At 67.4% G+C, this 14079-nt stretch carries 13 protein-coding genes; all 13 read left to right on the top strand.

Translation table 11 applies throughout. From position 1 onward, the window contains the following. Positions 1 to 12 precede the first annotated feature (12 nt). The 13 genes from sufB (at position 13) to AC06FE_RS14210 (ending at position 13913) form a co-directional block, all read left to right on the top strand. Positions 13 to 1488: a Fe-S cluster assembly protein SufB gene (sufB, locus tag AC06FE_RS14270; protein ID WP_132864707.1), complete on the top strand. Its 1476-nt coding sequence runs from the start codon at positions 13 to 15 to the stop codon at positions 1486 to 1488. After that, positions 1485 to 1895: a lysozyme inhibitor LprI family protein gene (locus AC06FE_RS14265; protein ID WP_478073402.1), complete on the top strand. Its 411-nt coding sequence runs from the start codon at positions 1485 to 1487 to the stop codon at positions 1893 to 1895. Before sufB ends, AC06FE_RS14265 begins: the two co-directional genes overlap by 4 nt. Positions 1896 to 1934: 39 nt before the next feature. Further along, on the top strand, positions 1935 to 2699 hold the full coding sequence (sufC, locus tag AC06FE_RS14260) for a Fe-S cluster assembly ATPase SufC (protein WP_132864709.1): 765 nt from the start codon (positions 1935 to 1937) through the stop codon (positions 2697 to 2699). After that, complete coding sequence (sufD, locus tag AC06FE_RS14255; RefSeq protein WP_478073401.1) at positions 2699 to 3961, top strand: Fe-S cluster assembly protein SufD; 1263 nt, start codon at positions 2699 to 2701, stop codon at positions 3959 to 3961. Before sufC ends, sufD begins: the two co-directional genes overlap by 1 nt. After that, positions 3958 to 5214: a cysteine desulfurase gene (locus AC06FE_RS14250; protein ID WP_478073400.1), complete on the top strand. Its 1257-nt coding sequence runs from the start codon at positions 3958 to 3960 to the stop codon at positions 5212 to 5214. Before sufD ends, AC06FE_RS14250 begins: the two co-directional genes overlap by 4 nt. A gap of 183 nt (positions 5215 to 5397) precedes the next feature. Further along, positions 5398 to 5934: a GNAT family N-acetyltransferase gene (locus AC06FE_RS14245; protein ID WP_478073399.1), complete on the top strand. Its 537-nt coding sequence runs from the start codon at positions 5398 to 5400 to the stop codon at positions 5932 to 5934. Then, positions 5931 to 6263, top strand: coding sequence for a non-heme iron oxygenase ferredoxin subunit (locus tag AC06FE_RS14240; protein WP_313253862.1), 333 nt, complete (start codon positions 5931 to 5933; stop codon positions 6261 to 6263). Before AC06FE_RS14245 ends, AC06FE_RS14240 begins: the two co-directional genes overlap by 4 nt. A 318-nt stretch (positions 6264 to 6581) precedes the next feature. Then, positions 6582 to 6995 carry a hypothetical protein gene (locus AC06FE_RS14235; RefSeq protein WP_313253865.1) on the top strand — a complete coding sequence of 138 codons (414 nt, stop codon included), beginning with the start codon at positions 6582 to 6584 and terminating at the stop codon, positions 6993 to 6995. Between the two features lie 120 nt (positions 6996 to 7115). After that, complete coding sequence (locus tag AC06FE_RS14230; RefSeq protein WP_478073398.1) at positions 7116 to 9395, top strand: TonB-dependent receptor; 2280 nt, start codon at positions 7116 to 7118, stop codon at positions 9393 to 9395. Between the two features lie 64 nt (positions 9396 to 9459). After that, entirely contained in the window at positions 9460 to 10152 is a 693-nt protein-coding gene (locus AC06FE_RS14225; protein WP_192286468.1) for a Fe2+-dependent dioxygenase, read from the top strand. Next, positions 10149 to 10865: a tetratricopeptide repeat protein gene (locus AC06FE_RS14220; RefSeq protein ID WP_478073397.1), complete on the top strand. Its 717-nt coding sequence runs from the start codon at positions 10149 to 10151 to the stop codon at positions 10863 to 10865. The genes AC06FE_RS14225 and AC06FE_RS14220 overlap by 4 nt, the downstream gene beginning before the upstream one ends. Positions 10866 to 10980: 115 nt before the next feature. Beyond that, entirely contained in the window at positions 10981 to 11382 is a 402-nt protein-coding gene (locus AC06FE_RS14215; RefSeq protein WP_478073396.1) for a hypothetical protein, read from the top strand. Positions 11383 to 11507: 125 nt separating this feature from the next. Then, positions 11508 to 13913, top strand: a complete 2406-nt coding sequence (locus AC06FE_RS14210) for a TonB-dependent receptor domain-containing protein (RefSeq protein ID WP_478073395.1) — start codon at positions 11508 to 11510, stop codon at positions 13911 to 13913. Positions 13914 to 14079 lie beyond the last annotated feature (166 nt).

Below are 14079 nucleotides of genomic sequence, written 5' to 3'. Positions count from 1 at the left end.
GTAGGCAGCCCCATGGCCACCGAGACCATTGAAAACGTCGGCATCGCCGACACTCCGAACCGTGAAATCCACGAACAGCTGGGTCGCAAGTACGACGCCGGTTTCGTCACGGACATCGAATCCGATTCGTTCCTGCCGGGCCTGAACGAGGACGTCATCCGCGCCCTCTCGGCCAAGAAGGAAGAGCCGGAATGGATGACCCAGTGGCGCCTGGATGCCTACCGTCACTTCCTCACCCTGCGCCAGCCCGACTGGGCCAAGCTGCAGATCGGCCCGATCGACCTGCAGGCGCTGAGCTATTACTCCGCGCCCAAGGGCCCGAAGTACAAGTCGCTGGACGAGGTGCCCAAGGAACTGCTGGACACCTACGACAAGCTGGGCGTGCCGCTGCACGAACGCGCCAAGCTGGCCGGCGTCGCCGTCGACGCGGTGTTCGACTCGGTCTCCGTCGGCACCACCTTCCGCAAGGAGCTGGCCGAGAAGGGCGTGATCTTCTGCTCGATCTCCGAGGCCATCCGCGAGCACCCCGAGCTGGTGCAGAAGTACCTGGGCTCCGTGGTGCCGGTGGGCGACAACTATTTCGCCGCGCTCAACTCGGCGGTGTTCTCCGACGGCAGCTTCGTGTTCGTGCCCAAGGGCGTGCGCTCGCCGATGGAACTGAGCACCTACTTCCGCATCAACGCCAACAACACCGGCCAGTTCGAGCGCACGCTGATCATCTGCGAGGACAAGGCCTACGTGTCCTACCTGGAAGGCTGCACCGCGCCGATGCGCGATGAGAACCAGCTGCACGCCGCGGTGGTCGAACTGGTGGCGCTGGAAGACGCCGAGATCAAGTACTCCACGGTGCAGAACTGGTACCCGGGCGACGAGAACGGCGTGGGCGGCATCTACAACTTCGTCACCAAGCGCGCCGAATGCCGCGGCGCGCGCTCCAAGGTGACCTGGACCCAGGTGGAAACCGGTTCGGCCATCACCTGGAAGTACCCGTCCTGCGTGCTGCTGGGCGACGACTCGGTGGGTGAATTCCACTCGGTGGCGCTCACCCACCACCGCCAGCAGGCCGACACCGGCACCAAGATGATCCACGTCGGCAAGCGCACCAAGAGCAAGATCGTCTCCAAGGGCATCAGCGCCGGGCGCGGCCAGAACACCTACCGCGGTCTGGTCAAGGTGGACCGCAACGCCGAGGGCGCGCGCAACTACACCCAGTGCGACTCGCTGCTGATCGGCAAGAAGTGCGGCGCACACACCTTCCCCTACATCGAGGTGAAGAACCCCAGCGCCACCGTCGAGCACGAGGCCACCACCTCCAAGATCTCCGATGACCAGCTGTTCTACTGCCGCGCGCGCGGCATCGACCAGGAGAACGCGGTGTCGATGATCGTCGACGGCTTCTGCAAGCAGGTGTTCAAGGAACTGCCAATGGAATTCGCGGTGGAAGCCAAGAAGCTGCTGGAAGTGTCGCTGGAAGGCTCGGTCGGATGAGCCGCCTGCCCCTGCTCCTGCTGGCATTGCTGCCGGTGGCGGCCTCGGCCGCCTCGCCGGGCAAGGCCTGCGACGATGCCCGCACCCAGCTGGACATCAACGAATGCGCCGCGCGTGAAGCCGACGCCAGCGATGCCGAGCTCAACGCCGTGTACCGGCAGGTGATGCAGAAGCTGCAGGACCAGCCGGTGGCCATCGAGAAGCTGCGCAGCGCCCAACGCCTGTGGATCCAGCTGCGTGATGCCGACATCGACGCACGCTACCCGGTGGGCAAGGACGAGAACCCGCGCGTTCTGTATGGCTCGATGTACCCGATGCTGTACTCGGCCAACAAGGCCGAGCTCACCCGGCAGCGCACCCAGTGGCTGCGCGCCACCTTCCTTGACCGCGCCGAAGGCGAGCTCTGATCGCCCCGCCCCACATTCAAATTTGAAGACCGCACCCTCATGTTGAAGATCGAAAACCTCCACGCAAGCATCGGCGACAAGGAAATCCTCAAGGGCCTGTCGCTGGACGTGAAGCCCGGTGAAGTCCACGCCATCATGGGCCCGAACGGCGCCGGCAAGTCCACGCTGGGCAACGTGCTGTCCGGCCGCGATGGCTACGAGGTCACCGAAGGCAGCGTGCAGTTCGAAGGCAGCGACCTGCTGGAGCTGGAACCGGAAGCGCGCGCCGCCGCCGGCCTGTTCCTGGCCTTCCAGTACCCGGTGGAAATCCCCGGCGTGAACAACACCTACTTCCTGCGTGCCGCGCTCAATGCCCAGCGCAAGGCGCGCGGCGAGGAAGAACTCGATTCGATGCAGTTCCTGAAGCTGGTCCGGCAGAAGCTGGCCGTGCTGCACCTGAAGGACGAACTGCTGCACCGTGGCGTCAACGAAGGCTTCTCCGGTGGTGAGAAGAAGCGCAACGAGATCTTCCAGCTGGCCGTGCTGGAGCCGAAGCTGGCCATCCTCGATGAAACCGACTCGGGCCTGGACATCGACGCGCTCAAGAGCGTGGCCGACGGCGTCAACGCGCTGCGTTCGCCGGAGCGTTCGTTCCTGGTCATCACCCACTACCAGCGCCTGCTCGACTACATCAAGCCGGACGTGGTGCACGTGCTGGCCAACGGCCGCATCGTCAAGAGCGGTGGCCCGGAACTGGCGCTGGAGCTGGAAGCACACGGCTACGACTTCCTGAAGGACCGCGTGGTGCGCGAGGCGGCCAAGTAATGAGCGCCCTGCTGGATTCCCTGGCCGCCGGCTTCTGCGGCAGCACCGAACGCGCCGAACTGCTCGAGGCCGCGCTGAAGACCGGCCTGCCGGCCGCGCGCAGCGAGGCCTGGAAGTACACCTCGCTGCGCCAGTTCGAACGTCGCAGCTTCAGCGCCGCTCCGCTGCAGGCACCGGCCATCGATGCCGCGCAGGTGGCCGACATCCCCACCCCGCGCCTGGTGTTCGTCAACGGCCGCCCCAGCAGCGACCTGAGCGACCTGGCCGGCGTGGATGCGGGCGTGCAGGTACGCACCCTGTCGGCGGTGAAGCAGCAGGAGCCGGAAGCCGTCCGCTTCCTTGGCCGCCGCTTCGACCGCGCCGAGGAGATCTTCGCCCAGCTCAACGCCGCGCTCGCCGATGAAGGCGTGCTGGTGCAGGTGGCCGACGGCGTCCACAGCGATACCCCGCTGCACCTGGTGTTCGTCAGCACCGGCGACGGCAGCGACCGCGTGTGGCATCACCGGCACCTGGTGGAACTGCGCCGAGGGGCCTCGCTCAGGCTGGTCGAGCACCACCTGCACGACGGCGACAGCGCCAACTTCGACAACACCCTGGTCCATGTCCACCTGGCCCAGGATGCCCAGCTGGCGCACGCCCGCGTGCAGGCCGGCAGCAGCCGCGACACCCACCTGCTGCGCACCGACGCCGTGCTTGCGCGCGACGCGCAGTACCGTCGCATCGACCTGGAACTGGGCGCGGCGCTGACCCGCCATGAGCTCAACGTGCGCCTGGAAGGTGACAACGCCAGGCTGGTCGCCAACGGCGTGCTGCTGGGCAATGGCCGTCGCCACATCGACACCCGCCTGGGCATCGACCACATTGCTCGCGACACCAGCGCCGAGCTGGTCTGGCGCGGCGTGGCCGCCAACCGCAGCCGCGTGGTGTTCCATGGCGGCATCAACATCCGCGAAGGCGCCGATGGCACCGATGCCAACCTGTCCAACAAGAACCTGCTGCTGTCCGCCGACGCCGAGATCGACACCCAGCCGACGCTGGTGATCGATGCCGACGAGGTCAAGGCCGCGCATGGCGCCACCGTGGGCCAGCTCGACGCCAATGCGCTGTTCTACCTGCGCACCCGTGGCGTGCCGGCCGAACAGGCCCGCGCCATGCTCAGCGCGGCGTTCTGCCACGAACCGCTGTCGGCCGTGGAAGGCATCCTCACCGAGAAGCTGGCCCGGCACCTGGACCAGGCACTGCAACAGGCTGGCATGGCATGAACCTCTCTTCACCGCGTCCGATCCACCCTTCGGCCACCGCTCCGGACTGGGACCGCGTGCGCGCCGATTTCCCGCTGCTGATGCGTGAAGTCAACGGCAAGCCGCTGGTGTACTTCGACAACGCCAACACCGCGCAGAAGCCGCTGCAGGTGATCGGCGCGGTGGACGAGTTCTACCGCCGCTACAACGCCAACGTCAGTCGCGCCGTGCACGCGCTGGGCACCGAAGCCACCGAAGCGTACGAAGGCGCGCGCGCCAAGCTGGCGCGTTTCCTCAACGTACGCAGCGACGAGCTGGTGCTGTGCAGTGGCACCACGTTCGCGATCAACCTGGTCGCGTATTCATGGGCATTGCCGCGGCTGAAGGCCGGCGACGTGATCCTGGTCTCGCGCATGGAACACCACGCCAACATCGTGCCGTGGCAGCTGGTGGCGCAGCGTACCGGGGCGACGATCCGCGTGGCGGAGATCCTGCCCGACGGCTCGCTGGACCTGGACGCGCTGCATGCGGCGATGACCCCGGATGTGAAGCTGTTGGCAGTGACCCACGTCTCCAACGTGCTGGGCACCATCAACCCGGTGCGCGAGATCTGCCGCGAGGCACGCCGGCGCGGCATCGTCACCATGGTGGATGGCTCGCAGGCCGCCCCGCACCTGCGCGTGGACGTGCAGGCCATCGGCTGCGATTTCTACGCCATCACCGGGCACAAGATGTGCGGCCCGACCGGCACCGGCGCACTGTGGGCACGCCGCGAGCTGCTGCAGGAAATGCCGCCGTTCCTGGGCGGTGGCGAGATGATCAAGGAAGTCAGCTTCGACGGCACCGTGTTCAACGATGCCCCGCACAAGTTCGAGGCCGGCACGCCGAACATCGCCGGCTTCATCGGCCTGGGCGTGGCGGTGGACTACCTCGACGCGCTTGGCCGCGACCACATCGCCGACCGCGAGCAGGTGCTGCTGGCGCATTTCACCGAGGAGCTGCAACGCATCGACGGCGTGCGCATCTTCGGCACCACGCCGCACAAGGCGGCGGTGGTGTCGTTCCTGGTCGAAGGCGCGCATTCGCACGACCTGGCCACCCTGCTCGACCTGCAGGGCGTGGCCGTGCGTTCGGGCCAGCATTGCGCGCACCCGCTGCTGCAGTACTACGGCGTCGCCGCCACCTGCCGCGCCTCGCTGGCCTTCTACAACACGCATGACGAGATCGAGTCGTTCATGGTGGCCCTGAAGAAGGTCCGCACCCTGCTGGGGTGAGGCCAGGAGCGGCCTCGGCCGCGAAAGCCCTCCCCCTTCGCCGCGCGAAAGGGAGGGCCCAAGGCGGTAGTGCCGAGCCACGCGCGGCGCTGTCTCCGGACACCCCGGCCACGCGCCGCCTCCTTCCCGGACGCGCCGTGCACCGCCGCTTCCCCTTCGCCTCGCGCGCACTAGAATGTGGGGATGAACGAGCTGACTTTCCGTACCGCGACCGCCGCCGACACCCCGGCCCTGATTGAACTGGTGACTTCCGCCTACCGTGGCGATGCCTCCCGCGTCGGCTGGACCACCGAGGCCGACCTGCTCGATGGCCAGCGCGTGGACGCCGATGGCATCCTGGCCGACATCAACCGCGCGCGCAGCGTGGTCCTGCTGGCCGAACAGGACGGCCAGCTGATGGCCTGCTGCCATGTCGCCGATGAGAACGGCCACGGCTATTTCGGCATGTTCGCGGTCAACCCCAAGGCGCAGGGCGGTGGCGTCGGCAAGCAGGTGATGCAGTACGCCGAGCGCTTTGCCGCCGAACAGTGGCAGCTGCCGACCATGCAGATGACGGTGATCGACTGCCGCGACGAACTGATCGCCTTCTACGAACGCCGCGGTTACGTGCGCACCGGCATCAAGAAGCCCTTCCCCTACGGCGATGCCCGCTACGGCCTGCCCAAGCGCGATGACCTGCAGTTCGAAGTGCTGGAGAAGCCGCTGGGAGCGGCGGCATGAGCGAGACCTGGACCTTCATCTGCGCCAGCGAGGAACTGCTGCCCGGGGAAATGAAGACCGCCTTCGACGAGGTCACCGGTACCCCGCTGGTCGTCTTCAACCTCGATGGCGAGCTGTACGCCCTGGAAGACCAGTGCAGCCATGAGGAGTTCGAACTGTCCTCCGGCGTGATCGACCCGGCCGAGGGCAGCATCGAGTGCATCCTGCACGGTGCCCGCTTCGACATCCGCGATGGCCGCGCCCTGTGTGCGCCGGCCTATTCCCCGGTGCCCAAGTTCCCGGTCAAGCGCGAACACGGCGGCATCTGGTCGCGCGACGACCGCGACTGAGCCTGCAGGCCTCGCCCGTCGCCACGGCGGAGGCCGCTCGCCCGACAGGGCCACCGAGCAACGGCCGTCTGGCCGCCGGCCCCTGACGCGGGGGGCCGGCACGCGGCGGGCGGCCGTCGGCTGCTCGCCGCGCCCCCTTCCCCACTCCCCCTTTGGCGTGCCGGTCGGGCGGCGCCTGCCCGGGTGATTCGCCTGGCGTCACGGCCCGGCCGGCCCACTCAATATTGATAACGCAAACAATTCTCAATAAGATGCGCATCCATTGCGTCCTGCAATGATTTCTTAACACGCCTGTCTTCGATGCCCGCTTCCAGCGCCATGGCCATTCAGCGATTCGCCGCCCAGTTGCGGCAGCGCCAGCCGTGGCTGATGCTGGCACTCGGCCTGCTGATCGCCTGGGCGATGCTCGGCCATGCCGTGGCCGCGCCCGGCGCGTTGGCACCCGGCGCGTCCGTCGACCTGGTCAGTGCCCTCCCCGGCGGTGGCCAGCCCGGGGACCTGCCGGACATGGCCGCCATTTCCGAGTCCGGGGCCGAAAGCCTGCGCAGCGCGCGGCCACGTCCCGCGTCCACCGGCAGCCTGCCGCCGCGGGCCCTGCCGGCACCGCCCAGCCGCACGTTCCTGAGCGCAGCGACCGATACCCGCCTGCGCCAGGCACTGGAAAGCGCACATCGCTATCCGCGCGCGCCCTACCTGCTGATCAATCGCGGCCACGCCCCTCCGCGGGTCTGAGTCCGTATCCACGCCGGTTCCGGCTGTCGCCGGCCACGCGTCTGCCTGATCCCCCGTTTCCGCTTTCCGCGCCGGCTCCCTGCCGTCGCCATCCTTTCGCCTACCCACAGAGTCTTTGCAATGAACCCTGCTCGTACTCCGCTGACGTCCGCCCTCCTGATCGCCATCGCCCCGTTGGCTGCCCACGCCGCCGACAGCGCCGACAATGGCGCCGACCCGCGCAAGGCCACCGACCTGGACAAGGTGCAGGTCCGCGGCAGCTGGTTCGCCCCTTCTTCGCCGAAGTTCACCGCTGACCTGCTGGACACCCCGAAGTCCGTGTCCATCGTCTCGGAGAAGCTGATCCAGCAAACCGGCGCGACCAGCCTGCAGGATGCCCTGCGCATGGTTCCGGGCATCACCTTCGGTGCCGGCGAAGGCGGCAACCCGACCGGCGACCGCCCCTTCATCCGTGGCTTCGACTCGCAGAGCAACATCTTCGTCGACGGCCTGCGCGACGTCGGCTCGCAGACCCGCGAGATCTTCGACCTGGAGCAGGTGGAAGTGGTCAAGGGCCCGAGCTCGGCCTACGGCGGCCGTGATTCCGGTGGTGGTAGCCTCAACCTGGTCAGCAAGACCCCGAAGCTGAAGAACGAGACCAGCGTCAGCATGGGCGCGGGCACCGACAGCTACGCGCGCGGCACCGTGGACAGCAACTACGTGCTCGGTGACGGCATCGCCGCCCGCCTGAACCTGATGAAGCACCAGTCCGACATTGCTGGCCGTGACGCCGCCAACGTCGATCGCTGGGGCATTGCGCCGTCGATCGCGTTCGGCCTGAACAGCCCGGCGCAGCTGATCGTGGGCCATTACCACATGGAAACCGACGACCTGCCCGACGCCGGCGGCTTCCCTTACAGCAACCCCTTCACCAGCGGCCCGAACGTCGCCAAGAACGGCGACGGCAGCCCGCTGGTGCCGGACCGCAACAACTACTACGGCCTGAAGGACCGCGATTTCCAGCGTACCCGTGCTGACATCAGCACCATCGACGCCAGCTACGACTTCGGTGACCACAAGCTGCGCAACATCGCGCGCCTGGGCAACACCAGCAACGACTACCTGTGGACCCAGCCGGACGACAGCAAGGGCAACCCGAACCTGTACGGCACCCTGTGGCGCCGTACCAACGCCCGCGCCGTCGACCTGAAGAACTTCACCGACCAGTTGAGCCTGACCGGCAGCTTCACCACCGGCTCGCTCAAGCACAGCTACAGCACCGGCGTGGAGTACAGCGACGAGAAGATGACCCGCGGCACCTACCAGATGACGCCGGGCACCAACAATCCGCTCAACGGCAGCACCGCCTGCCCGACCACCGGCGCGGCCACCGGCTACAACTGCACCGACTTCAACAACCCCAACCCGAATGATCCGTGGTCGGCCAACCAGATCGTCTACCGCAGCAACAAGGCGCTGGACGTCCGCCAGACCACCAAGACCAAGTCGGTCTACGCGTTCGACACCATCGAGTTCAACGAACAGTGGTCCGTCAACCTTGGCCTGCGTTACGACGACTACTCCACCGAACAGGTCACCCCGGTACTCGGCAAGGCACCGACGGTGTTCAACAACGACAACGATTTCGTCAACTATCAGGCCGGCGTCGTGTTCAAGCCGGTCGCCAACGGCAGCATCTACCTGTCCTACGGCACCTCCTCGACCCCGCCGGGCATGGACGGTGGTGACGGCTCGGACGGCATCAATGCCGCCAACGCCGACCTGAAGCCACAGGAGACCAAGAACCTCGAACTGGGCACCAAGTGGGACCTGTTCGACAACCGCCTGAACCTGACCGCCGCCCTCTTCCACACCGAGCTGAACAACGCGCGCGTGGTGATCGACAACGGCACCACCCAGAACGCAGGCAAGAAGGTCATCGACGGCTTCGAGCTGGGCTTCACCGGCCAGCTGACCGACGCGTGGAGCATCTACGGCGGCTACACCTACCTGGATTCGGAGCTGAAGGACAATGGCTTCACCTGCTCGGTCTCCAGCCGCACCGGCTGCCCGGCACCGGGCGTGTGGATCCCGTCGCCGAACAACGGCAACCAGTTCCCGAACACCGCCAAGCACAGCGCCAACCTGTGGACGACCTACAGCTTCCCGTTCGGCCTGACCCTCGGCGCCGGTGCCACCTATTCGGACAAGCAGTACGGTGACGCTGCCAACCTCAAGTGGATCCCCAGCTACACCCGCTGGGACGCGATGGCCAGCTACGCCATCCAGGAGAACATCAGCCTGCAGTTGAACGTGCAGAACCTGAGCGACAAGGTGTACTTCACCAAGGCGTATGCTTCGCACTACGCCAGCATCGCCCCGGGCCGCTCGGCCACGCTGGCACTGAACGTCACGTTCTGATCGCGCTGGACCGCTCCACCCGCCCCCGGCCTCGTGCCGGGGGCTTCGCATCAAGGGAATACTCATGCTGCTGCACATCCCCGACGTACTCACGCGCGAACAGGTCGCACTCGCCCGCCAGCGCCTGCAGGATGCCGGCTGGGCCGACGGCAAGGCCACCGCCGGCTACCAGTCGGCGCAGGCCAAGCGGAACCTGCAGCTTCCCGAATCCGATCCGGTCGCACGTGCGCTGGGGTCGATGGTCCTGGATGCCATCGGCCGCAACGACACCTTCTTCGCCGCCGCCTTGCCGCGACGCGTGTACCCACCGCTGTTCAACTGCTACCGCGAAGGCGAAACCTTCGGCTTCCACGTCGACAACGCCATCCGCTACGACCACATCAGCCGGCCCGATGACCCGCAACCGGTCCGCACCGACCTGTCGGCGACGCTGTTCCTGTCCGATCCGGATGAGTACGACGGGGGCGAACTGGTCATCGAGGACACCTACGGCAACCAGCGGGTCAAACTTCCCGCCGGGCACATGGTGCTGTACCCCGGAACCAGCCTGCACCAGGTGACCCCGGTGACGCGCGGTGCGCGCCTGGCATCGTTCTTCTGGATCCAGTCGATGGTGCGCGACGATGGCCATCGCCGCCTGCTGTGGGAACTGGACCTGTCCATCCGCGGCCTCACCGGCGACCATCCCCAGCACCCGTCATTGGTCAGCCTGACCGGCGTTTACCACAACCTGCTGCGGCAATGGGCCGAAGCGTGAGCACCGCGCTGCAGGACCTCCAGTCGTTGCTGCGGCAACTCCCGGACAACCCGGCCAAGGTCATGGCCGAGCTCGAGCAGCGCGCGCAGCGCGGTGAGGTACTGGCCCAGTTCCTGCTCGGCCAAGCCTGCATGGAAGGCCGTGGCCGCGACATCGATGCCGGGGCGGGCATGGCCTGGTTCGAGCGTGCCGCCAATGGTGGACTGGCGCAGGCGATGAACATGCTCGGCCGCTGCCACGAGCTCGGCCACGGTACGCCGGTCAACCATGAACTGGCCGCGGTCTGGTATCGCCAGGCCGCCGATGGCGGCCTGGACTGGGGGATGTACAACCTTGCCAATCTGCTTGCCACCGGACGCGGGCTGGCCAGGGACGAGGTCGCCGCCTATGCGCTCTACCTGCGCGCCGCCCAGGCCGGCCACGCCAAGTCGATGAACCTGGTCGGCCGCTGTCTGGAGGAAGGCCGCGGCGTCGCCGCCGATCCCGCCGCCGCACCTGCCTGGTACCTGCGCTCGGCCGAAGCCGGCGACTTCCGTGGCCAGGCCAGCCACGCCTCCCTGCTGCTGGCGGCCGGCGAGGTGGATGCCGCCGTGCACTGGCTGAGGAAGGCATTGGCCAATGGCAGCCCCTCATTCATGGCGGCAATCCGTCCACAACTGGCAGCCTCGCCCCATGCGGCGATCCGCGCCCTGGTTGCAGGTCAGGCGATGTGATGGCCAACAGCTATCATTGATAGTGGTTATCATTTGCAAAAGCTAACGCGTCCCATCTAAAATTCCCGCCCGAAACGCATGGCCTTCCTGTCGTGCGTATCACCGGGGATTCCACGTGTACCAGCTGCAGCGCCAACAGGACGTGGCCATCGTCGCGCATCGCGCCAGCGCGATCCGCCCGGTGGCGTTGTGCGCGTTGCTGCTGCTGTCGCTGCTCGCCTCGCTGTGGCAGCACGGCACCCACCTGCCACGCCTGGGCGGCGCCCAGAGCACCTGCGCCACGGCGGGCGAGGAACGTGGCGAAACCCCGCTCGAAGAACAGGGCCCGGCCAAGCTGCGCCGGGCCGCCCCTCTGCGTGCGGCGCGTGCCGCCCTGCCCCATCCCGGGTTCCTGCCGCGTCGTGCCGCCGTTGCACGCGCCGTCGCACCCGTGCCGATCCCCGCCGCATCGCATCAAGCCCCGCCCGCCCTGCACAGTCCCCGCCAACAGCGCGGGCAGGCACCGCCACTGGCCTGACCGCGTCACCACGGGCCGGGTCCGGCCCTGGCTCCCTGCTCCTTCCTGCCGCAGCAGCGGCCGCACGCCAACGCGTGTGGCACCGGCCTGCGCACCGCTCATCCATCTTTCCCGAGGTTGCTTCCATGGCTGCCAGCCATCGTCGTCGTGCGTCCGTTTCCCGCCACCTGCTCACCGCCGCCGTGCTCGGCGCGCTATCCGTCTCCGCCCATGCCAGTGGCACCGGGGCCCCCACCACGCTGGACAAGGTGGTGGTCACCGCCGCCGGCTTTGAACAGAAGATCGTCGATGCGCCGGCCAGCATCAGCGTGGTCAGCCGCGAGGAACTCGCGCTGCGCCCCTACACCAGCCTGATCGACGCACTGCGTGACGTCGAAGGCATCGACGTGGGCATGGAAACCACCGACAAGAACGGCCGCGCCACCATCTCCATGCGCGGCATGCCCTCGGAATACACCCTGGTCCTGATCGACGGCCGCCGCCAGAGCAACGTCGGCAACCTGTACCCCAACAACTTCGGCGGCGGCCAGTTCGCCTACCTGCCGCCGCTCGATGCCATCGAGCGCATCGAAGTGGTGCGCGGCCCGATGTCCACGCTGTACGGCGCCGACGCGATGGGCGGCGTGATCAACGTCATCACCCGCCGCAACAAGGGGCAGTGGAGCGGTTCGTTCACCCAGGGCTTCACCGTGCAGCAGGACAGCCAGTTCGGCGACGCCCGCACCAGCGACCTGTATCTCAGCGGCCCGCTGGTCAAGGACACGCTGGGCCTGACCGTGCGCGGCAGCTGGTATGACAGTGACGAATCCTCGCCGGAGTGGTCGGCCCTGCCGCTGCCCGATGGCAGCAGCTGGGAGCGCGCGCTCGGTTTCGGCGGTGGCGGCAAGGCCGTGGCCAACACCAACTGGAACACGGGCGTGCGCCTGGACTGGAGCGTGTCGGAGAACCATAGCCTGTGGTTGGACTATGACCTCTCCCGCCAGAAATACGACAACAGCAAGGGCCAGACCGGCACCCTGGACGGGCTGGAGAGCCTGTGGCGCAGCGGCGTGGCCACCATTCCCAACGGCAGTGGCGGCACCACCAGCCGCCGCGTGGTGCAGCCGCGCGTGGGCTATACCGCCTACCAGCGCTACGAACTGGACCAGCTCGCCCTGACCCACCAGGGTCGCTATGACTTCGGCACCTGGCAGACCAGCCTGGCCCGCACCCAGAGCAACAACCTCGGTCGCTCGCTGCCGTTGACGCTGGAAGAGCGCGCCGACCTGCAGACCCTGTGGAACGACGTCTGCAGCCGCCGCGGCCAGGCCGCCAACTGCAACATGACCAACGGCAACGTCTCGATCCTCAACGATGCCGAACGCGCCCGCCTGCAGGCCTTCCTGCCGCGCCCGCTGCGCACCATGGAACTGGACGCGCTGGTGCTGGACACCCTGCTGGACCTGCAGTTCGGCGCGCATCAGCTCACCCTGGGCGGCCAGTACAACAACACCGACATGACCGACGGCGTGTTCGGCATGGACGGCGGCGGCTACAAGGACAACGTCAAGCAGAAGCACCGCACCTGGTCGGTGTTCGCCGAGGACAACTGGTCGCTGGCCGAGCGCCTCACCGCCACGCTCGGCCTGCGCTATGACCACCACAACATCTTCGGCAGCCATGTCAGCCCGCGCGCCTACCTGGTGTGGAACGCCAGCGATGCCTGGACCGTGAAGGGTGGCATCAGCACCGGCTACAAGACCCCGCGCCCGGACCAGCTGTTCCCCGGCGTCACCGGCTTCGGCGGCCAGGGCGTGATCCCGATGGTGGGCTCGCCCAACCTCAAGCCGGAAACCAGCACCAACTACGAGATCGCCAGCTACTACGAAGGTGAGCGCTGGGGCTTCAACGCCACCGCCTTCTTCAACCGCTTCGAGGACAAGATCGCCAGCGGCGGCAGCTACCCGAACTGCGAGGTCGCCCCGGCCGGCGGTGGCTATTGCGTCGATGTCGGCCCAGGCTGGGCAGCGCTGGGCTACAGCGTCTTCGGCCAGAGCGTGAACCTGGACAAGGCCGAGACCCGCGGCGTCGAGCTGGCCAGCCATGTCGACCTGCTCGCCAACCTGCAGTTGCGCGGCAACTACACCTGGACCAAGAGCGAGCAGACCAGCGGCACCGGCAAGGGCCTGCCGATCGCCGGCAACCCCGCCAAGCACATGGCCAATGCCAGCCTCAACTGGCAGATCAGCGATGCGCTGAGCCTGTCGCTGATCGGCGAAGGCCGCTACGACCGCTACCGCGACACCCTGCCGGACGCCAACGGCAACCCGCAGACCCGCTATTACGAGGACTACACCCTCTTCCATCTCGGCGGCAGCTGGAAGGCCACCCCCTGGCTGACCTTCAACGCACGGGTGAACAACCTGTTCGACAAGGACTTCGTTTCGCAGTCGTGCCTGCTGACCTCGCCCAGCGAGTACAGCTGCGTGGACGACTACGCGGTCAAGGAGCAGCGTCGCAGCTACTGGATCTCGCTCAACGCGCGCTTCTGAGCCGTTGCCCGCCGCCGCCCCCACGACGGGCGGTGGCAGGGCCCGTGCCGCACCCGTACAGGCCCTGCTCCGGCCGCTGAACCGTGGCGGCCGGCGGCGCCGTCCACCTGCAACACGCGGCGCGGGCACGATGCTAGAGTCCGCACACTCTGAGCTTCCCCGTCGT

This window comes from Stenotrophomonas sp. Steno-C18 (genome assembly GCF_056393195.1).
The sequence above is the reverse complement of the archived record's forward strand: the minus strand, read 5'-3'. Positions and strand labels throughout refer to the sequence as shown.